Origin of the sequence: Hydrogenophaga sp. ZJX-1, from assembly GCF_048590325.1 — a bacterium.
Lineage (GTDB): Bacteria > Pseudomonadota > Gammaproteobacteria > Burkholderiales > Burkholderiaceae_C > Hydrogenophaga.
The window spans coordinates 24,760-44,113 of record NZ_JBMBRA010000005.1; the positions used below are offsets into that span (position 1 = coordinate 24,760).

25 protein-coding genes are annotated in these 19,354 nt (G+C 67.6%); 14 read left to right on the forward strand and 11 right to left on the reverse strand.

Going from position 1 to position 19,354, the window contains the following annotated elements; translation table 11 throughout:
- The 13 genes from ACN5W5_RS15050 (at position 1) to ACN5W5_RS15110 (ending at position 11,148) form a co-directional block, all read left to right on the forward strand.
- Positions 1-372 carry a 2Fe-2S iron-sulfur cluster binding domain-containing protein gene (locus ACN5W5_RS15050; RefSeq protein WP_420049308.1) on the forward strand — a complete coding sequence of 124 codons (372 nt, stop codon included), beginning with the start codon at positions 1-3 and terminating at the stop codon, positions 370-372.
- Positions 373-394: 22 nt separating this feature from the next.
- Positions 395-1,339, forward strand: a complete 945-nt coding sequence (locus tag ACN5W5_RS15055) for a catechol 2,3-dioxygenase (RefSeq protein WP_420049309.1) — start codon at positions 395-397, stop codon at positions 1,337-1,339.
- 147 nt (positions 1,340-1,486) lie between these two features.
- Positions 1,487-1,918 carry a GlcG/HbpS family heme-binding protein gene (locus ACN5W5_RS15060; protein ID WP_420049310.1) on the forward strand — a complete coding sequence of 144 codons (432 nt, stop codon included), beginning with the start codon at positions 1,487-1,489 and terminating at the stop codon, positions 1,916-1,918.
- A 22-nt stretch (positions 1,919-1,940) separates the two neighbouring features.
- Positions 1,941-3,395, forward strand: coding sequence for a 2-hydroxymuconic semialdehyde dehydrogenase (locus ACN5W5_RS15065; protein ID WP_420049311.1), 1,455 nt, complete (start codon positions 1,941-1,943; stop codon positions 3,393-3,395).
- Positions 3,392-4,261, forward strand: a complete 870-nt coding sequence (locus ACN5W5_RS15070; protein WP_420049312.1) for an alpha/beta fold hydrolase — start codon at positions 3,392-3,394, stop codon at positions 4,259-4,261. The genes ACN5W5_RS15065 and ACN5W5_RS15070 overlap by 4 nt, the downstream gene beginning before the upstream one ends.
- A gap of 14 nt (positions 4,262-4,275) precedes the next feature.
- The gene (gene dmpE, locus ACN5W5_RS15075; protein WP_420049313.1) at positions 4,276-5,052 is read left to right on the forward strand and encodes a 2-oxopent-4-enoate hydratase; all 777 of its coding nucleotides are present in this window, start codon (positions 4,276-4,278) and stop codon (positions 5,050-5,052) included.
- Positions 5,053-5,071: 19 nt separating this feature from the next.
- Complete coding sequence (gene dmpH / locus ACN5W5_RS15080; protein WP_420049314.1) at positions 5,072-5,860, forward strand: 2-oxo-3-hexenedioate decarboxylase; 789 nt, start codon at positions 5,072-5,074, stop codon at positions 5,858-5,860.
- Between the two features lie 19 nt (positions 5,861-5,879).
- Positions 5,880-6,794, forward strand: coding sequence for an acetaldehyde dehydrogenase (acetylating) (locus ACN5W5_RS15085; protein WP_420049315.1), 915 nt, complete (start codon positions 5,880-5,882; stop codon positions 6,792-6,794).
- 14 nt (positions 6,795-6,808) lie between these two features.
- Positions 6,809-7,849: a 4-hydroxy-2-oxovalerate aldolase gene (dmpG, locus tag ACN5W5_RS15090; RefSeq protein ID WP_420049316.1), complete on the forward strand. Its 1,041-nt coding sequence runs from the start codon at positions 6,809-6,811 to the stop codon at positions 7,847-7,849.
- Positions 7,850-7,862: 13 nt separating this feature from the next.
- A complete protein-coding gene (locus ACN5W5_RS15095; RefSeq protein WP_210829613.1) occupies positions 7,863-8,054 on the forward strand; it encodes a 2-hydroxymuconate tautomerase in 192 nt (63 codons plus the stop codon).
- A 2-nt stretch (positions 8,055-8,056) separates the two neighbouring features.
- Positions 8,057-8,851: a 1,6-dihydroxycyclohexa-2,4-diene-1-carboxylate dehydrogenase gene (locus ACN5W5_RS15100; protein WP_420049317.1), complete on the forward strand. Its 795-nt coding sequence runs from the start codon at positions 8,057-8,059 to the stop codon at positions 8,849-8,851.
- A 73-nt stretch (positions 8,852-8,924) separates the two neighbouring features.
- Positions 8,925-10,313: an amidase gene (locus ACN5W5_RS15105; protein ID WP_420049318.1), complete on the forward strand. Its 1,389-nt coding sequence runs from the start codon at positions 8,925-8,927 to the stop codon at positions 10,311-10,313.
- A gap of 40 nt (positions 10,314-10,353) precedes the next feature.
- Positions 10,354-11,148 (forward strand): 2-keto-4-pentenoate hydratase, encoded by a 795-nt coding sequence (locus ACN5W5_RS15110; protein ID WP_420049319.1) that lies wholly within the window; start codon positions 10,354-10,356, stop codon positions 11,146-11,148.
- A 197-nt stretch (positions 11,149-11,345) separates the two neighbouring features.
- On the opposite strand, the gene ACN5W5_RS15115 is transcribed toward ACN5W5_RS15110, so the two are convergent.
- Together ACN5W5_RS15115 and ACN5W5_RS15120 are read right to left on the reverse strand one after the other, a co-directional pair.
- Complete coding sequence (locus ACN5W5_RS15115; RefSeq protein ID WP_420049320.1) at positions 11,346-11,591, reverse strand: DUF2789 domain-containing protein; 246 nt, start codon at positions 11,589-11,591, stop codon at positions 11,346-11,348.
- Between the two features lie 243 nt (positions 11,592-11,834).
- Positions 11,835-12,104, reverse strand: a complete 270-nt coding sequence (locus tag ACN5W5_RS15120) for a hypothetical protein (protein ID WP_420049321.1) — start codon at positions 12,102-12,104, stop codon at positions 11,835-11,837.
- A 68-nt stretch (positions 12,105-12,172) separates the two neighbouring features.
- Here ACN5W5_RS15120 and ACN5W5_RS15125 point away from each other — a divergent pair, with 68 nt between their 5' ends.
- Positions 12,173-12,586 (forward strand): VOC family protein, encoded by a 414-nt coding sequence (locus ACN5W5_RS15125; RefSeq protein ID WP_420049322.1) that lies wholly within the window; start codon positions 12,173-12,175, stop codon positions 12,584-12,586.
- On the opposite strand, the gene ACN5W5_RS15130 is transcribed toward ACN5W5_RS15125, so the two are convergent.
- The 9 genes from ACN5W5_RS15130 to hpaD form a co-directional block, all read right to left on the reverse strand.
- Positions 12,571-13,194 (reverse strand): DNA-3-methyladenine glycosylase I, encoded by a 624-nt coding sequence (locus ACN5W5_RS15130; RefSeq protein WP_420049323.1) that lies wholly within the window; start codon positions 13,192-13,194, stop codon positions 12,571-12,573. The genes ACN5W5_RS15125 and ACN5W5_RS15130 overlap by 16 nt on opposite strands.
- Positions 13,191-13,517 (reverse strand): YciI family protein, encoded by a 327-nt coding sequence (locus ACN5W5_RS15135; RefSeq protein WP_420049324.1) that lies wholly within the window; start codon positions 13,515-13,517, stop codon positions 13,191-13,193. Before ACN5W5_RS15135 ends, ACN5W5_RS15130 begins: the two co-directional genes overlap by 4 nt.
- The gene (locus ACN5W5_RS15140; protein ID WP_420049325.1) at positions 13,514-14,134 is read right to left on the reverse strand and encodes a TetR/AcrR family transcriptional regulator; all 621 of its coding nucleotides are present in this window, start codon (positions 14,132-14,134) and stop codon (positions 13,514-13,516) included. Before ACN5W5_RS15140 ends, ACN5W5_RS15135 begins: the two co-directional genes overlap by 4 nt.
- A gap of 117 nt (positions 14,135-14,251) precedes the next feature.
- The gene (gene hpaI, locus ACN5W5_RS15145) at positions 14,252-15,061 is read right to left on the reverse strand and encodes a 4-hydroxy-2-oxoheptanedioate aldolase (protein ID WP_420049326.1); all 810 of its coding nucleotides are present in this window, start codon (positions 15,059-15,061) and stop codon (positions 14,252-14,254) included.
- The gene (locus ACN5W5_RS15150) at positions 15,058-16,092 is read right to left on the reverse strand and encodes a 2-dehydropantoate 2-reductase (RefSeq protein WP_420049327.1); all 1,035 of its coding nucleotides are present in this window, start codon (positions 16,090-16,092) and stop codon (positions 15,058-15,060) included. The genes hpaI and ACN5W5_RS15150 overlap by 4 nt, the downstream gene beginning before the upstream one ends.
- Positions 16,089-16,850, reverse strand: a complete 762-nt coding sequence (locus tag ACN5W5_RS15155; RefSeq protein ID WP_420049328.1) for a class II aldolase/adducin family protein — start codon at positions 16,848-16,850, stop codon at positions 16,089-16,091. Before ACN5W5_RS15155 ends, ACN5W5_RS15150 begins: the two co-directional genes overlap by 4 nt.
- Before the next feature lie 33 nt (positions 16,851-16,883).
- Entirely contained in the window at positions 16,884-17,711 is an 828-nt protein-coding gene (gene hpaH, locus ACN5W5_RS15160) for a 2-oxo-hept-4-ene-1,7-dioate hydratase (RefSeq protein ID WP_420049329.1), read from the reverse strand.
- Between the two features lie 7 nt (positions 17,712-17,718).
- Positions 17,719-18,171: a 5-carboxymethyl-2-hydroxymuconate isomerase gene (locus ACN5W5_RS15165; protein ID WP_420049330.1), complete on the reverse strand. Its 453-nt coding sequence runs from the start codon at positions 18,169-18,171 to the stop codon at positions 17,719-17,721.
- Between the two features lie 14 nt (positions 18,172-18,185).
- Complete coding sequence (gene hpaD, locus ACN5W5_RS15170; protein ID WP_420049331.1) at positions 18,186-19,112, reverse strand: 3,4-dihydroxyphenylacetate 2,3-dioxygenase; 927 nt, start codon at positions 19,110-19,112, stop codon at positions 18,186-18,188.
- Between the last annotated feature and the right edge of the window lie 242 nt (positions 19,113-19,354).

Here is a 19,354-nt window from a genome sequence, read left to right on the forward strand (position 1 = left end):
ATGTCCATCTTCGACACCCGCCCCAAGTTCGTCGTGCACGTCGCCCAGACGGACGAGACCTTTCCCTGCGCCGGCAACGAGAGTCTGCTGCAGGGCATGGTACGGCTGGGTCGCAAGGGCATCCCGGTCGGCTGCGTCAATGGCGGTTGTGGTGTCTGCAAGGTCCGCATCCTGGACGGAAACATCCGGGCGCTCGGTCCGATCAGCCGCGCCCACGTCACCGCGGAAGAAGAAGCCCTGGGCTACACGCTGGCCTGCCGCGTGGCGCCCCAGACGCCGGTCGACCTCGAAGTGGCCGGCAAATTGAACAAGCCGTTTTCAAAAGGGCGCGCAGAGTCTGCGACTGCCAGCCCGATCCCTCAGCAGCAGTAAACCAACTCACAGGAGACAAATCATGGGTGTGATGCGCATCGGGCACGCGAGCCTGAAAGTGATGGACATGGACGCCGCGGTCCGGCACTACGAAAACGTGCTCGGTCTGAAGACGACCATGAAAGACAAGGCCGGCAACGTTTACCTCAAGTGCTGGGACGAGTGGGACAAGTACTCCCTCATCCTCACGCCGTCGGACCAGGCCGGCCTGAACCACGTGGCCTACAAGGTCGAGAAAGACGCCGACCTGGACGCGCTGCAAAAAAGCGTGGAAGCCTGGGGCGTGAAGACCACGATGCTGCCCGAAGGCACGCTGCCTTCGACCGGCCGCATGCTGCAGTTCAACCTGCCCAGTGGCCACGAGATGCGCCTGTACGCCATGAAGGAATACGTGGGCACCGACGTCGGCACCACCAACCCCGACCCGTGGCCGGACGGCCTCAAGGGCGCCGGTGCCCACTGGCTCGACCACCTGTTGCTGATGTGCGAGATGAACCCGGAAGCCGGCATCAACACCGTGGCCGACAACACGCGTTTCATGACCGAGGCGTTGGACTTCTTCCTGACCGAGCAGGTGCTGGTCGGCCCCGACGGCAACATGCAGGCCGCCACCTGGATGAGCCGCACCACGACGCCGCACGACATCGCCTTCGTGGGCGGTCCGCGCAGCGGCCTGCACCACATCGCCTTCTTCTTGGACTCGTGGCACGACGTGCTCAAGGCGGCGGACGTGATGGCCAAGAACAAGGTGCGCATCGACGTGGCGCCCACGCGCCACGGCATCACGCGCGGCGAGACCATCTACTTCTTCGACCCCAGCGGCAACCGCAACGAGACCTTTGCGGGCCTGGGCTACCTGGCGCAGCGTGATCGTCCGGTCACCACCTGGACCGAAGACATGCTGGGCAGCGGCATCTTCTATCACACGGGTGACCTGGTCGCTTCGTTCACCGACGTGTACACGTGATCACCCCCCTGCGCCGCTGACGCGGCTTCCCCCCTCTCTGGCGCGCCTGCGGCGCTTGGAGGGGGGACGGCATCTTGGGCCGGCAGAGCCGGACCCTCGATGCCCCTGGATGGAAGTCACTTCACGCCAACACCTCGTCTTCTTTTCATGTCACTCCCTCTCTCAGTTCCCTCTTCCGTCATCACCGCATCGGCGGCCTCGCTGGCCTGTCAGGCGGCGGTGGCGCACGCAGAAGCATTGGGCATACGCATCAACGTGGCCGTGACCGATGCTTCGGGCACGCTCGCCGCGTTCTTGCGCATGCCCCATGCCTTTCTGCATTCGATCGACATCGCGATCGACAAGGCCTACACCGCCGCCAGTTTCGGCTTCCCCACGTCGCAGTGGGGCGGTGTGATCGGTGACGACGAGCTGCTGCGCATCGGCCTGAACCAGCGCCAACGGCTGGTCTTGTTCGGCGGCGGCCTGCCCATCGCCGAGCGCGGCGCGCGCATTGGCGGCATCGGCGTCTCCGGCGGATCGGCCGAGCAGGACGAAGCCTGCGCCGCCGCCGGCCTGAAGGCCCTGGGCCTGGATTGATTTCCCACTTCCCTCACGCACCATGAAACAGTTCCACAACTTCATCAACGGCGAGTTCGTCGCCACCGGCAAGACCTTCGAGAACCGCAACCCGGCGACCAACGCGGTGGTCGGCCTGGTTCACGAAGCCGGTCAGGCCGAGGTCGACGCCGCTGTCGACGCCGCCCACGCGGCGCTCAAGGGCGACTGGGGTCGCATGAGCGTGGTCAAGCGCACCGAACTGCTGCACGCCGTGGCCGACGAGATCAACCGCCGCTTTGACGACTTCCTCGCGGCCGAACTGGCCGACACCGGCAAGCCGCGCTCGCTGGCCAGCCACATCGACATCCCGCGCGGCGCGGCCAACTTCAAGGTGTTCGCCGACATCGTGAAGAACGTGCCGACCGAAAGCTTCCAGATGACGACGCCCGATGGCGGCACCGCCGTGAGCTACGCCATCCGCTCACCGCTCGGCGTGGTCGGCGTGATCTGCCCCTGGAACCTGCCGCTGCTGCTGATGACCTGGAAAGTCGGCCCCGCGCTGGCCTGCGGCAACACCGTGATCGTCAAGCCTTCGGAAGAGACCCCCGCCACCGCCACCCTGCTGGGCGAGGTGATGAACGCGGTGGGCGTGCCCAAGGGCGTGTACCAGGTGCTGCACGGTTTCGGCCCCGGATCGGCGGGCGAATTCATCACCAAACACCCACGCGTCAACGGCATCACCTTCACCGGCGAGACCCGCACCGGCGAGGCCATCATGGCCGCCGCCGCCAAGGGCGTGCGCCCGGTGAGCTTCGAGCTCGGCGGCAAGAACGCCGGCATCGTGTTCGCCGACGCGGATTTCGACAAGGCCGTTGCGGGCATCACGCGCAGCGCGTTCGAGAACTGCGGCCAGGTCTGCCTGGGTACCGAGCGCGTGTACGTGCAGCGGCCCATCTTCGACCGGTTCGTGGCCGCGCTCAAGGCCAGCGCCGAAGGCCTGAAGGTGGGCCCGTCCGACGAACCCGGCGTGAACCTGGGCCCTCTGATTTCCGCCGAGCACAAGCAGAAGGTGCTGGGCTATTACGAAAAAGCCAGGGCCGAAGGCGCAACCGTCGTCACCGGTGGCGGCGTGCCCGCGATGCCTGGCGAATTCGCCAACGGCCATTTCGTGCAACCGACGATCTGGACCGGTCTGCCCGAGAGCTCGCCCATCGTCCGCGAAGAGATCTTTGGCCCCTGCTGCCACATCGCACCGTTCGACACCGAAGAAGAAGCCATTGCCCTGGCCAACGCCACCGACTACGGCCTGGCCACCACCGTGTGGACCCAGAACCTCGGCACCGCGCACCGCATGGCCGCCGCCATCGAGGTGGGCCTGTGCTGGATCAACAGCTGGTTCCTGCGCGACCTGCGCACCGCCTTCGGTGGTGCCAAGGCCTCGGGCATCGGCCGCGAAGGCGGCGTGCATTCGCTGGAGTTCTACACGGAACTCAGAAACGTCATGGTGAAACTGTGAACGCCCCTCACAACCCTGAAATCGCACTGAGCGTCCGCACCGGCACGTTCAACAGCAACGTGCACGACCTGGGCGCCTCCAAGCCGGGCCAGCCGCCGGTGCTGTTCATCCACGGCTCGGGCCCCGGCGTGAGCGCCTGGGCCAACTGGCGCCTGGCGATGCCCGTGATCTCGCAGGACCGCCGCGTGATCGCGCCCGACATGGTGGGCTTCGGCTACACCGACCGACCCGCCGGCATCGCCTACACCATGGACACCTGGGTGCAGCAGGCGCTGGACCTCATGGACGCGATGGGCATCGAGCAGGCCGACGTGGTGGGCAACAGCTTTGGCGGCGCGCTCTCGCTGGCGCTCGCCATCCGCGCACCACAGCGCGTGCGCCGCCTGGTGCTCATGGGTTCGGTCGGTGTGCCGTTTCCGATCACGCCGGGGCTCGACGCCGTGTGGGGTTACCAGCCCTCGCTGGAAAACATGAAGCGCCTGTTGGACATCTTCGCCTACAGCCGCGCCCTCGTCACCGACGAGCTGGCCGAGCTGCGCTACCAGGCCAGCATCCGCCCCGGTTTCCAGGAGTCGTTCTCGGCCATGTTCCCGGCCCCGCGCCAGCGCTGGGTGGACGCCATGGCCAGCCCCGAAGCCGCCATCCGCGCCCTGCCGCACGAGACGCTGATCGTGCATGGCCGCGAGGACCAGGTGATCCCGCTGCAGAACTCGCTCACGCTGAGCCAGTGGATGCCCAACAGCCAGTTGCACGTGTTCGGCCACTGCGGCCACTGGACGCAGATCGAACACGCCGCGCGCTTCGCGCAGCTGGTCGCCAATTTCCTTGAAGAAGCGGACACCCAAGCCGCCAAAACCTCCACCTAAAGCACCCACACACCATGATCTCCATTGAAACCCTGGGCGACGAGCTCTACACCGCGCTGCGCGACCGCCAGGTCGTCGACCCGCTGTCCAACCGCTTCCCCGACATCAGCATCGAGCAGGCCTACCGCATCCAGGAGCGCATGCTGCAGCGCCGCCTGCAGGACGGCGAGCGCGTGGTTGGCAAGAAGATCGGCGTGACCTCGGCCGCCGTGATGAACATGCTGGGCGTGCACCAGCCCGACTTCGGCTACCTGACCGACGCGATGATCGTCAACCAGGGCGAGGCCATCGACATCTCCACCCTGATCCAGCCCAAGGCCGAGGGCGAGATCGCCTTCCTGCTCAAGCGCGACCTGATGGGCCCCGGCGTGGGCGTGGCCGACGTGCTGGCCGCCACCGAGTGCGTGATGCCCTGCTTCGAGATCGTCGACTCGCGCATCCGCGACTGGAAGATCAAGATCACCGACACCGTGGCCGACAACGCCTCGTGCGGCGTGTTCGTGCTGGGCGACCGCGCGGTCAGCCCGCTGGCGCTGGACCTGCAGACCTGCGGCATGGTGCTGGAGAAGAACGGCGAGGTCGTCGCCACCGGCGCCGGCGCCGCCGCCCTGGGCTCGCCGCTGAACGCGGTGGCCTGGCTGGCCAACACCATGGGCCGTCTGGGCATTCCGCTCAAGGCCGGCGAGGTCGTGCTCTCGGGCGCGCTGGCCGCCATGTTCCCGGCCGCCAAGGGCGACTTCTTCCGCGTCTCCATCGGCGGGCTGGGCGAGTGCTCGGTGCGCTTCAACTGAACCCGCGGAGCACCACCCCATGAAACTCGACAAAGCCACCATCGACGCCCTCGCCGAACACCTGGAAAACTGCCAGCTGCAGGCCAGGGACACCACCAAGATCACCGACGACCACCCGGACATGGACTGGGAAGACGCCTACGCGATCCAGGCCGCCCTGCTCGCGCGCAAGCAGGCGCGCGGCCTGAAGCTCGCGGGCCTCAAGGCCGGCCTGACCTCGTTCGCCAAGATGAAGCAGATGGGCGTGAGCTCGCCCGTGTTCGGCTTCATGACCGAGGACTACGCCGTGCCGCACGGCGGCGAGGTGAAGACCAGCGAACTCATCCACCCCAAGGTCGAGCCCGAGATCGCCTTTGTGCTCAAGCGCGCGCTCAGCGGCCCGGGCTGCCACATGGGCACCGTGCTCGCCGCGACCGACTTCGTGCTGCCCGGCATCGAGGTGATCGACAGCCGCTACCGCGACTTCAAGTTCGACCTCAAGAGCGTGATCGCCGACAACACCTCGGCCGCGCGCTTCGTGGTCGGCGGCCAGCCCATGAAGGTGGACGGCCAGGACCTGCGCACCGTCGGCATCGTGATGGAGAAGAACGGCCAGCCCGTGGCCTTCGGTGCCGGCGCGGCCGTTCTCGGCCACCCCGCCACCGCCATCGCCATGCTGGCCAACCACCTGGGCGAACGCGGCGAAGAGATTCCCGCGGGCACGCTGATTCTGTCCGGCGGCATCACCGAAGCGGTGTCCGTCCAGGCCGGCGACTCTGTGACTTTGAAGGTGCAAGGCATGGGCAGTACCGGCCTGCGCTTCGTTTGAGATTCAGAAAAGGAACCCCATGAGCAAGAAAATCAAGTGCGCCCTCATCGGGCCCGGCAACATCGGCACCGACCTGCTGGCCAAGCTGCAGCGCAGCCCCGTGCTGGAACCCGTGTGGATGGTCGGCATCGACCCCAACTCCGACGGCCTCAAGCGGGCGAAGGAAATGGGCATCAAGACCACCGCCGACGGCGTGGATGGCCTGATCCCGCACATGAAGGCCGACGGCGTGCAGATCGTGTTCGACGCCACCAGCGCCTATGTGCACGCCGAAAACTCGCGCAAGGTCAACGAGCAGGGCGCGATGATGATCGACCTCACGCCCGCGGCCATTGGCCCTTACTGCGTGCCGCCGGTCAACCTGAAACAGCACGTCGGCCAGCGTGAGATGAACGTGAACATGGTCACCTGCGGTGGCCAGGCCACGATTCCGATGGTCTACGCCGTCAGCCGCGTGCAGCCCGTGGCCTACGGCGAGATCGTCGCCACCGTGTCGTCCCGATCGGTCGGCCCCGGCACGCGCAAGAACATCGACGAATTCACCCGCACCACGGCCGGCGCGGTCGAGAAGGTGGGCGGCGCCAAGAAGGGCAAGGCCATCATCATCATCAACCCGGCCGACCCGCCGCTGATCATGCGCGACACGGTGCACTGCCTGACCGAAGGCACACCCGACCAGGCCGCGATCACCAAGAGCGTGCACGACATGATCAAGGAAGTGCAGAAGTACGTGCCGGGCTACCAGCTGGTCAACGGCCCGGTCTTCGACGGCAACCGCGTCTCGGTCTACATGGAGGTCGAGGGCCTGGGCGACTACCTGCCCAAATACGCCGGCAACCTGGACATCATGACAGCCGCCGCCGCGCGCACCGCCGAGATGTTTGCCGAAGAAATCCTGAAAGGTGAACTGGTCCTCGAACCGGTCGCCGCCTGATCCGGAGAACCCCCATGAGCCAGAAAAAAATCACCCTGCACGACATGACCCTGCGCGACGGGATGCACCCCAAGCGCCACCTGATGACGCTCGACCAGATGAAGAGCATCGCCTGCGGCCTCGACGCCGCAGGTGTGCCACTGATCGAGGTCACCCACGGCGACGGCCTGGGCGGCTCCAGCGTCAACTACGGCTTTCCGGCCCACAGCGACGAGGAGTACCTGGGCACTGTGATCCCGCTGATGAAGCAGGCCAAGGTCTCGGCGCTGCTGCTGCCGGGCATCGGCACCGTCGACCACCTGAAGATGGCGCACGGCCTGGGCGTGCACACCATCCGCGTGGCGACGCACTGCACCGAGGCCGACGTGAGCGAGCAGCACATCACCTACGCGCGCAAGCTCGACATGGACACCGTCGGCTTTCTGATGATGGCCCACATGAACAGCCCCGAAGGCCTGGTGAAACAGGCGAAGCTGATGGAGGGCTACGGCGCCAACTGCATCTACATCACCGACTCGGCCGGCTACATGCTGCCCGGTGACGTGAAGGCCCGCCTGCAGGCGGTGCGCGACGCGCTCAAGCCCGAAACCGAGCTGGGCTTCCACGGCCACCACAACCTCGCCATGGGCGTGGCCAACTCGGTCGCCGCCATCGAGTGCGGCGCCAACCGCATCGACGCCGCGGCCGCCGGCCTGGGCGCGGGCGCGGGCAACACGCCGATGGAAGTGCTGGTGGCCGTGCTCGACCGCATGGGCGTGAGCACCGGCGTCGACGTCTGGAAGATCCAGGACGTGGCCGAAGACCTGGTCACGCCCATCATGGACTTCCCGATCCGCATCGACCGCGACGCGCTCACCCTGGGCTACGCCGGCGTGTACGGCAGCTTCCTGCTGTTCGCCAAGCGCGCCGCCGTCAAGTACGGCCTGTCGGCGCGCGACATCCTGGTCGAGCTCGGCCGCAAGAAGATGGTCGGCGGCCAGGAAGACATGATCGAAGACACCGCGATGACCATGGCCCGCGCACGCGATGCGCGCGAGCAGCGGCGCGCCGCCTGAGGAGACAACCACCATGCCGTTCGCACAGATCTACATGCTCGAAGGCCGCACGCCCGAGCAGAAGAAGGCCGTGATCGAGAAGGTCACCCAGGCGCTGGTTGATGCCACCGACGCGAAGAAGGAAACCATCCGCGTCTGGATCCACGAGATGCCCAAGGAGAACTGGGGCATCGCGGGCGTCAGCGCCAAAGACCTCGGGCGCTGACCATGACCGGGATCGCCGCCCACCGCTACCAGGGGCGCGTGGTCGTCGTGACCGGCGCCGCGCAGGGCATCGGCCGGGCCTGCGCGCTGCGCATGGCGGCAGAGGGCGCGCGCGTGGTGCTGGCGGACCGCGCCGCCGGCCCCTGTGAAGCGGTGCGCGACCAGATCACCGCCGACGGCGGCGACGCCCTGCTGGTGGCCGCTGACCTGGAGCATCACGAAGGCGCGCAGGCCGTGGTCCAGGCGGCCCTACAGGCCCATGGCCGCATCGACGTGTCGGTGCACAACGTGGGCGGCACCATCTGGGCCAAGCCGTTCTGGGAGTACACGCCCGACGAGATGCAGCGCGAGATCAACCGCTCGCTCTGGCCCACGCTGTGGTGCTGCCGCGAAATGGCCGCGCAGATGAAACGCCAGGGCCAGGGCGCCATCGTCAACGTCGGCTCCATCGCCACGCGCGGCATCTACCGCGTGCCCTACGCCGCGGCCAAGGGCGGCGTGCACGCGATGACCGTCGCCATGGCGATGGAACTCGCCGAGTTCGGCGTGCGCGTCAACTGCGTCTCGCCCGGCGCCATCGACAACGGCCAGCGCATCGTGCCGCGCAACCCGCAGCCGCTGAGCGAGGCCGAGACCGGCTGGATGCAGGCGATCTACACCCAGTCGCTGCGCGACACGCCGATGAACCGCCTGGGCACCCCGGAGGAGATCGCCGCGGCCATCGGCTTTCTGGGCGCGCCCGAAGCCTCGTACATCACCGGCCAGGTGCTGTTCGTGGGCGGCGGTGCCATCGGCTGACGGCCGGAGACCTGACGGCCGGTTGGTGACAATGGGGCCCCCCCCTGTTCACCACACCCCGAGGAGAAGGCCCTTGAACGATGCCCACCTTTCGCTGGCCGAACACGCCACCCGACTGCGCCGCCGTGAACTGACGGCGGTGGCGCTGGTGGAGACCTGCGCGCAGAACCACGCGCGCACCGAACACCGGCTCAACGCCTACAAGACCTGGAACGGCGACCGTGCCCGTGCCACCGCCGAAGCGGTCGACAGCCTGCTGGACCAGGGCATGGACCTCGGCCCCTTGATGGGTCTGCCGGTGTCGGTGAAGGACCTGTACGGCGTGCCCGGCCTGCCGGTGTTCGCCGGCAGCGACGAAGCCCTGCCCGAGGCCTGGCAGGCGGCCGGGCCGCTCGTCGCGCGGCTGCAGCGGCAGCTGGGCATCGTGGTCGGCAAGACACACACGGTCGAGTTCGCGTTCGGCGGCCTCGGCGTCAACGCCCACTGGGGCACGCCCTGGAACCCCTGGTCGCGCGCCGAGCACCGCGTGCCCGGCGGGTCCAGCGCGGGCGCGGGCGTCTCGCTGGTGCAGGGCAGCGCCTTGTTGGCGCTGGGCACCGACACCGCCGGTTCGGTGCGCGTGCCCGCGTCCATGACCGGGCAGGTGGGCCTGAAGACCACCGTGGGGCGCTGGCCGGTCGAGGGCATCGTGCCCCTGTCGTCCTCGCTCGACACCGCGGGGCTGCTCACCCGCACGGTGGAAGACCTGGCCTACGCGTTCGCCGCCCTCGACCCCGAGAGCCAGGGCCTGCCCGCGCCCGCGCCGGTGCGCTTGCAAGGCCTGCGCGTCGGCGTGCCGACGAACCACTTCTGGGACGACATCGATCCCAGCATCGCCACCGCCGTGGAAGCGGCCATCGAGCGCCTCGCCCAGGCCGGCGCACAGGTGGTCCGCCTCCCGTTGCCGCACTGCGAAGAAGCCTTCGACATCTTCCGCCGCGGCGGCCTGGCGGCGTCCGAACTCGCGGCCTACCTCGACCTGCATTTCCCGCATAAGGTGGAGCGCCTGGACCCGGTGGTGCGCGACCGCGTGCGCTGGGCCGAGCAGGTGTCGTCCGTCGAGTACCTGCGGCGCAAGGCCGTGCTGCAGCGCTGCGGCGCGGGCGCGGCCCGGGTGTTCGACGATGTCGACGTCCTGCTCACGCCCACCGTGCCCGCCTCGCCGCCGCGGCTGGCCGACATCGCCACGGTGGAGACCTACGCACCGGCCAACATGCAGGCCATGCACAACACCGCCATCAGCAACCTGTTCGGCTGGTGCGCGCTGACGATGCCCGTGGGCCTCGACGCGAACCGCATGCCGGTGGGCCTGCAGCTGATGGGCCCGCCGCACACCGAAGCGCGGCTGATCGGCATCGCGCTCGGCATCGAAGCCCTGATCGGCCAGGGCCACGCGCTGCTGGGCGCACCCGACCTGTCCTAGCCGGCGCGCCACCCTCAACCCCTTTCAGGCGGAGCCCCCCATGACCCAGACCCCCGCCCAATTCGCCGAACGCATCTGGGCCGCCCGCCAGGCCGGGCGCACGCTGGACGCCGAAGCCACCCTCGGCACGCCCGACCTCGTCACCGCCTACGCCATCCAGCGCGCGCTGCTCGCCCTGCGCCTGGCCGCCGGCGAGCGCGTGATCGGGTGGAAGCTGGGCTACACCTCCGAGGTGATGCGCCGCCAGATGGGCATTGACCGACCCAACATCGGGCCGCTGACCGACTGGATGCTGCTGGGCTCGGGCGACGCGGTGCACGAGCGCCTGGTGCAGCCGCGCGTCGAACCCGAGATCGGGCTGCGCCTGAAGACCGCCCTCGACGCGCGGCAGGCGCCCGTCGACCGCCACACCGTGGCCGCCGCCGTGGAAGGCGCCTACGCCTGCCTCGAAGTCGTGCACTCCACCTGGACCGGCTACCGCTTCAACCTCGAACAGAACACCGCCGACAACTCGTCCGCCGGCCAGGTCGTCGTCGGGCCGCGCCTGCCGGTGACCAACCTGATGGCGCTCGACACCGTGGCGGTGCGCCTGCACGACGGCAGCGACCACACGCTGGGCCAGGGCGTGGGCGCCGACGCCGACGGCCACCCGCTGGACGCGGTGGCGCGGCTGGCGCGGGAACTGGCTGCGTTCGATCAGCGGCTGGAGGCGGGGGATCTGGTGATCACGGGGGGGTTGACGGCGGCTTGTGGGCTGGATGTGGGTGGACGGCTGGTGGGGGAGTTCTCCGCCGGGAGCACTTGGTCGCTTGAGATAGCGGTCCGGCGTCGATGAAAAGACACCGTTTTGAAACGGCTCAACCGTCTTACGCACCAGCGACGATCTCTGTCAACGACAGCAACGCAGCGACACTTGTCGTTCGATGGGTCTATGCCAAACGGCAGTTGCCAGCCTTTAGACGAGAAAAGCCGCTGCGATCGCTTGGCCGCCCATACTGATCGCTCGACAGAAGTCGTTGAAGCTCTGCGGCTCTACCGATCTTTTGGGGTACGCAGGGCGACATTCAACTGATCGACCACTTCGGCCCAGTCCGCATCCTCCAGCAGCTCCTCACGCAACAGCGCCGCCTGGGCCGGAGTCCAGAAAGAGGCATCGGCCAGCAACACGTCGTCCGGCAATGGTGAGTGCTCCATCAGGAACGCCCCAATGCCTGCCGCGTCCGTGCGGAGGCCCAACTGGGAAAACAGTTCAGAGAAACGATGAAATGAATGTTCCATGGCTGTGATTCCTGTTGTTCAAACACCATCATTCGATGATGGAGTCATAGGCTACCTCACGACCGCTTCACCCCAGTACCAACACGAGTGTTGACGTTCCCCAGGAAAACCGCAACTGGTCAACTCCTGAGTCCAGTTCAACGAATGACCGTTTGCGGCGCTCGCGAACGTTCAGCCGTCAAGTTCGAACGTCTGGAGGCAGCCTTTGTCAGACCTCGTCTGGATCGAATAGAACCCGGCCCCTCAGTACCCACCCGACGGCGCAGCTGGCCCCTTTGACGCACCCGCAATGAACCGCTGCACCAACCCGCTCGCCGCCTTCACCAGCAGCGTCGTGTCCATCACCACCGCCACGAACAGCGCGCCCGCGTCGAGGTACTGCTGAGCCAGCGCCGGGTCGGTGGCGAGGGTGCCGGCGGCGCGCACGGTGGCGATGCCGTCGAGGATGACCTTCTGCACCTCGGGGTGGACGAGCGGACTGCACCAGACCCTTCTCCAAATTGCTGTATGCATGTACAGTTTTGTGGTGCCATCTTGCACACCAGACACACCCACCCACTCACTCACTCAAGGACCCCACCATGCTGGACCACATGACTTTTCGCGTGACGGACATCGCAAAGGCCAAGGCCTTCTACAGCGCAGCCCTGGCGCCGCTGGGTTACAGCGTCTGCTTTGAAGGGAACTACGGTTCCAACATGGTCGGCATGGCCTACCCGGACGCCGCCGAGCCCGACGGCAAGAAGGCCGACGTCTGGTTCATCGACGGGCCTTCGCCGTACGGCGGGCCGGCGGCCACATCGGGTTGCCATCTGGCGTGGCGCGCCAGCAGCCGCGCGCAGGTGGACGCTTTCTACCAGGCGGCGATGGCCGCTGGCGGCAAGGACAACGGCGCGCCCGGCCTGCGCCCGGACTACCACCCCAATTACTACGGCGCCTTCGTGATCGACCCCGAGGGCAACAACGTCGAAGCGGTCTGTCACCTGCCCGAGTGAGCGGCCGCAAACACCGCCCGCGCCTGGTCCACCTGCCGGGCCACGATGCAACCGGGCACGTGGTCGTTCACCAGGCCCATGGCCTGCATGAAGGCGTAGACGGTGGTGGGTCCGACAAACTTCCAGCCGCGCTTTTTCAGGTCCTTCGCCAGCGCCACCGCCTCGGGTGAAGTCGACACGGTTTGGGGTGGCGCGGCTGTGGCGCGGTCCACCTCGTGGCGCCAGAAGTAGGCCGCCAGTGAACCGCACTCGGCCTGGAGTTCGATGGCGCGGCCGGCGTTGTGGATGACGGCTTCGATCTTGCCCCGGTGGCGGACGATGCCTTCGTCCTGCAGCAGGCGGACGATTTCGCGCTCGCCGTAGGTGGCCATGCGGTGAAAGTCGAACCCGTCAAATGCCTTTCGGAAGTTCTCGCGCTTGGCGAGGATGGTTCGCCAGCTCAGGCCCGACTGGAAGCTCTCGAGGCAGAGTTTCTCGAACAGACGGATGTCGTCGCCCACCGGAAAGCCCCATTCGTGGTCGTGGTACGGCTCGAACTCCGGCGCGGCCGCGCACCAGCGGCAGCGCGGCTGGCCGTCGCTACCGTTCACGGTCTGGGCGGTGTTCATGCGGCTCCCCCGCTGCTGGCGAGCAGTTCGGACAGGCCCTGCGACATGACCGAGGGGGCAACGGCGTGGATGTCGGCCGTCACCACGCCGTGCAGCACGAAGGGGTCTTGCGCGACGCGGGCATGAATGGCTGCGGCATCGGTACCAGCGGCGACCACCAGGCCGCCCTGTGCGTCTTCGAGCGAGCCGGCCATGAGGAAGCTGCCGTCGGCCATGCCGTCCTGAATCCATTGTTTGTGCCCGGCCATCCACTGGCCCGCCTGTGCGCGATTCGGGCCGAATCTCAGAAAAACGATGAACACGGTGGGGCTGGAAGGGTTCATGAGGCGGTCTTTCGTCGGGGCTGTTTTGCGGGCTCCGCAGGTGGGACGAGGGTGGCGAGCCAGACGGTGATCAGATCCACTTCGCGCTGGATGAAGGCTTCGTCGTGGAAGGCGTTGGCCAGCGCCGCGATGCCCTGGCTGCGTGCCAGCAGGTGCATCGCCAGCCCGTCGGCGTGTTGCGCCAGGCCCAGGTCCTTGAACTGGGTGCGCAACCAGTCGCGGAACTGGCCGAAGATCATGCCGGCGTCGCCCTGCGCGGGGTGGTCCAGCTTGGCCAGCTCGGCGCACAGCGTGCCCACCGGGCAACCGTAGCGCTGGATGTCGTGCCGGTTGCGCACCAGCATCTCGGCGAAACAGCGCAACCGGTCCACCGGCGTGGCGGCGTCCTGCGTCCAGGAGGCCAGCATGGACTGGGTCCTGTCCGAACGCAGCGCGATGACCGCCGCCAGGATGTCGTCCTTGGTTCTGAAGTGGTAGTAGAAGTTGCCCCGCGAGAGGCCCACGGCGTCGGCGATGTCGGCGAAGGAGGTCTTCTCGAACCCCCGTTGGTAGAACAGGGTGTCCGCCGCTTCGACGATCCGCTGGCGGGTGGTGGGCACGGCTTCGACGGCGCTCATGATGGCGTGGGCATGGTGGGCGAGGCGTTCTAGGACAGTTGGCCTAGACAGTATAGGACAAGCGTCCTAAACCACGCAACCGCAGCGACGCGTCGAGGTGCGGCGTCTGCGGGCTGCTCAGTACCCGCCCGAAGGCGCAGCCGGCCCCTTGGAGGCGTCGGCACAGAACCGCTGCACCAGACCGCTTGCCGCCTTCACCAGCAGCGTCGTGTCCACCCCCACCGCCACGAACAGCGCGCCCGCGTCGAGGTACTGCTGCGCCAGGGCCGGGTCGGTCGCGAGGATGCCGGCGGCCTTGCCGGCGGCGCGCACGGTGGCGATACCGTCGAGGATCACCTTCTGCACCTCGGGGTGGCCGGGCTGGCCCCGGTGGCCCATGCTGGCCGAGAGGTCGGCCGGGCCGAAGAACACGCCGTCCACGCCCTCGGTCTCGGCGATGGCCTGGAGGTTGTTCACCGCGGTCACGGTCTCGGCCTGCACCAGCAGGCACATCTGGCCATTGGCCTGGTTCAGGTAGTCGTCGACCTGGTTCCAGCGCGAGGCGCGCGCGAGCGCCGCGCCCATGCCGCGGATGCCTTCGGGCGGGTAGCGCATGGCCTGCACCATGAGCGCGGCCTGCTCGGCGGTGTCGATCATCGGGATCAGCAGGGTCTGCGCGCCGATGTCGAGGTACTGCTTGACCAGGGCGACGTCGGCCTGCACCGCGCGCACGACGGCGTGGGTCTTGCTGTACGGCGCAATCGCGCGCAGCTGGTCGAGCGCGGTGCGCGGGTCGTTGGGCGCATGTTCGCCGTCGATCAGCAGCCAGTCGAAGCCGCAGCCGGCCAGGGCCTCGGCCACGTCGGGCGAGGCGAAGCCGACCCAGCAGCCGATCTGGGGTTGGCCGGCCTTGAGGGCGTCGCGGAAGGTGTTCTGGGGGATCTTCATTGCGGTGTCTTCGTCGGTTCGGGGTAGAGGCCGCGCATCTGGCCCATCAATCTTGTGAGGCCCATGAGCGCGTCCATGTTCGGTGTCGCTTCTCCCAGGTGCTGCCCGATCTCGCGCACGGCGCCGACCAGGGCGTCGAGCTCGATGGGGCGGCCGGCTTCCACGTCCTGCAGCATCGAGGTCTTGAACGAGCCGAGCTTGCGCGTGACGGCGTGGCGGTCTTCGGGGCTCTGGTCGATGGGGATGCCGATGCGCGCGCCGATGGCCTTGGCCTCCAGCATGATCGCGCTGACAAAACCACGCACCAGCGGATCGTCCAGGATGCGGTCGCAGGGCGCGCCGGTGATGGCCGAGATGGGGTTGATGGTCATGTTGCCCCAGAGCTTGAACCAGATGTCGCGCTGGATGCGCTCGGACACGGTGACGCCGAAACCGGCCTGCGTGAGCAGCTCGGCCACGGCCTGCACGCGCGGGGTCACGCCGCCGGCCGGCTCGCCAATGATGAGCTGGTTGTTCTTGATGCGCTCGATGCGCGCGGGCATCGGCGCGGCGGCGCTGGCGTGCACCACGCAACCGATGACCTGCGACGTGGGGATCTGCGCGGCCGTCACGCCGCCCGGGTCCACGGTCTGCAGTTGCAGGCCGGCGGCTTCGCCCGGCAGCCCGTCGAAGAACCACCAGGGCACGCCGTTCATGGCGACGAGCACCACCGTGTGCGGCCCCATGAGCGCGCGCACGGCGGGCGCGACCACGGGCATGGCCGGGCCCTTGACCGAGACGATCACCAGATCCTGCACACCGAGGCTGGCCGGGTCGTCGCTGGCGTTGACCGCGACGCGGTGTTCCGTGCCATCGCCATCGACCCAGGTCAGGCCTTGCTCGCGCAGGGTGCGCAGCGTGTCGCCGCGCGCCACGGCGGAGAGCTGGATCTGGCCCGCCGGCAGGCGCGAACCGAGCCAGCCCGCGAACAGGCCGCCGATGGCGCCGACGCCAACAATCGCAATCTTCTTAAAGTTCGGTGAATCACTCATGCGCGGTACCCCGGGTCGATGCGGTCGATCAGGCGCTGCATGGCGGCGAAGGAGTCTTCGCCGGCGCCGTATTTCGGATTGAAGTTGAGCGAGTCTCGCACGCAGCTTTCCAGCACCGGCACCGGGATCTGGCGCTGTGGGCCCAGCGTGGCCGAGGCCACCTGGATTTCGCAGGCGCGCTGCACCAGCCACAGGAGGTTGAAGGCCTGCGCCAGCGTGGCGCCGATGACGACCGGGCCGTGGTTGCGCAGCAGCAGCACGCGCTTGCCGCCCGCGCTGGCGAGGATGCGTGCGCCCTCTTCACGGTGCACGGTGATGCCCTCGAAGTCGTGGTACGCCACCTGGCCCCAGAGCTGCGCGGCGTAGAAGTTGGTGTAGCTCAGGCCTTCTTCGCTGCAGCACACGGCCATGGTCGGCGTGGTGTGCACGTGCATCACGCAGTGCGCGTCGGGCAGGGTGGCGTGGATGGCGCCGTGGAAGGTGAAGCCAGCCGGGTTGATGGGCCAGTCGCTGTTGCCGATGATGTTGCCGTCCACATCGACCTTGACCAGGTTGGACGCGGTGACCTCGGTGTAGTGCAGGCCGAAGGGGTTGATGAGGAAGTGGTCGTCCGGGCCTGGGACTCGGAGGGAGATGTGGTTGTAGATCAGCTCCTGCCACCCCAGGTGGGCAAAGATGCGGTAGCAGGCGGCGAGCTGCACGCGCGCCTGCCATTCGGCGTCGCTGAAGCGGGCGGGTTTGAGGAAGGCGTCGGCCATGCGGGGTCTCCTTCTATATATATGTGTGTGCGGTCAGACAAAGCGGAAGCGCAGGCATCCCAGCGGGCCGTAGTCGGCTTCGAACAGGTCGCCCGCCTTCGCCGCCACGGGCCGCGTGAAGCTGCCGGCGAGCACGATCTCGCCGGCCTGCAGCGTCTCGCCCCAGGGCGCGAGTTTGTTGGTGAGCCAGGCGATGCCGATCGCCGGATCGCCCTGCACGCCGGCGGCCAGGCCCGTCTCTTCGACCGCGCCGTTCTGCCGCAGGATGGCGCCGCACCAGGGGCGGTTGGTGGCGCGCGGGTCGGCCTTGAATGCCGGGTCGCCCGCGCCGATCACGATGCCGGCGTTGGCCGCGTTGTCGCTGATGGTGTCGTAGACCTTGCGCATCACCTTGGTGTGGCGGTCGAACTGCTCGATGCGCGCGTCGATGATCTCGATGGCGGGGGTGATGTGGTCCGTCGCGGCGAGCACGTCGTCAACCGTGACGTCCGGGCCGGCCAGCGGCGCCTTGAGCACGAAGGCCAGCTCCACCTCCACGCGCGGGGCGATGAAGTTCGCCGCCGGGATCTCCAGCACCTCACCGGCCTGGGCGACGTAGAGCATGTCGTCCAGCAGGGTGCCGTAGTCGGGCTCATCGATCTGGCTGCTGATCTGCATGGCGCGGCTGGTCAGGCCGATCTTGTGGCCGATGACTTTTCGGCCTTCGGCCTTCTGCAGCTCGACCCAGGCGCGGCCGATGCGGTAGCCGTCTTCGACGGTCATGCCGGGATGGCGCTTGGAGAAGTGCTCGACCGGGGTTCGGGTCTGCTGGGACTGCTGCAGCTCGGCGGCGAGCTGGGCGATGAGTTCGGGGCTGAACATGGTGGGGTCAGGCTTTCCTGGGGGCAAAGAGCGGGTGCAGCGAACTGTTCTTGGCGTCGAAGACCTCGTGGCCTTCGTCGACCTGCACGGTGATGCCGATGGGACGCTTCGCGAGCTGTTCGGCGAAGCGCTCTTTCACGCAGGCGTTGAGCGCCTCGCCCACGCGCTGGTGCACCACGGCGCTGCGGCCCTTGGCCATGCGCACGTTCATGTAGACGAAGGCGTAGTCGGCGCCCAGCCCTGCCGCGATACCGGCCGCGCCGCCATCGGACACGGCGCTGTGCGCGGCGGGGTAAGCCAGCACACGCGTGCCGCCGGTGGGGAAGACCTGCCGGTCCTGCTCGTCGCGCACCGCGAGCATGGCATCGCACAGGGCGCGGCACAGGCCTGTCATGTCGACGCCGCCCTCGGCCGCGGGCTTGTCGAGGTTGGGGGTGTAGAGGATGACGAGGTGGGGCATGGGGTGGCCTTGATTCAGAGGCGCGAACTCACGAGACTGAAGCCATCGGCGGTCGAAGCCTGCGCCTTGGGAATGGCTTTGCCGGTGACGGGTGTGACGGGAAACACGGCGTTGATCTGGCCGGTGCCCGAGGCGCCGAAGTACGGCGTGATGATCTCGGCCTTGCCTTCGTATTCGCTCCAGCCCAGCACACCCAGCATCATGGCCGTGTCGTGCATGAAGCCTTCGCCGTGGCCCTTGGCCGCGTACTCGGGCAGCATGCCGCAGAAGTCGGCCCACTCGCCGTTTTCCCACATCTGCACGACGCGGTGGTCCAGCGTTTCGAGGAAGGGGCTCCAGACCTTGAAGGCGAATTCGGGCGCGAGGCCGTTCTGCGCGAAGCGGTGGCTCAAGGACCCGCTGGCGAGGAAGGCCACGGTGCCGTCGTAGTGGTCTTCGACCGCCTTGCGCATGGCCCAGCCCAAACGCGCGCTGTCGTTGAGGTAGTGCACCGTGCACAGCGCCGAGACCGAGATGGCCTTGAAGTGCTGGTCGGCGTTCATGTAGCGCATGGGCACGAGGGTGCCGTATTCCGGGCCGAGCGTGGTGGCGTGGTGGGCCAGGGTTTCGACGCCGTGTTCATTGGCCACCTTGGCCAGCAGTTGACCGAGCTCGGGGTTGCCGGGGATGGCAAACGGCATGTTGCTGATGAAGTGTGGCAGCTCGTTGCTGGTGTAGGTGCCCTCAAAGTGAGGCGCGCAGTTGAGGTGGTAGCTGGCGTTGACGAGCCAGTGGGTGTCGAAGACGACGATGGTGTCCACGCCGGCTTCTCGGCAGCGGCGTGCGATTTCGATGTGGCCATCGATGGCGTCCTGACGGGTGCCTTTGCGCGGGCCGTCAAGCTCGCTGAGGTACATGGAGGGGACGTGGGTGATCTTGCCGACGAGTGCTACTTTGCCCATGGGTTTTGTCTCCGGTCAGATGGAGGGAAATGCTTCGTTGGCCCCGTGGGCTGACCACGCCGGGCGCCCACCTACGCTCATGTCCCCCGGTCTGCGCTGCGCGCAGCCCTCCTCCTTTACTTCGCTGCGGTAGGCACCCGGCGCGGCCAACCCACTGCATGGCTGGTCCGTCGCCCCATGAGTGCCAACACCTCGCGTCGGATCGATCGGGTGGGGTGTTCTGCGCAGCGAAGTAAAGGAGG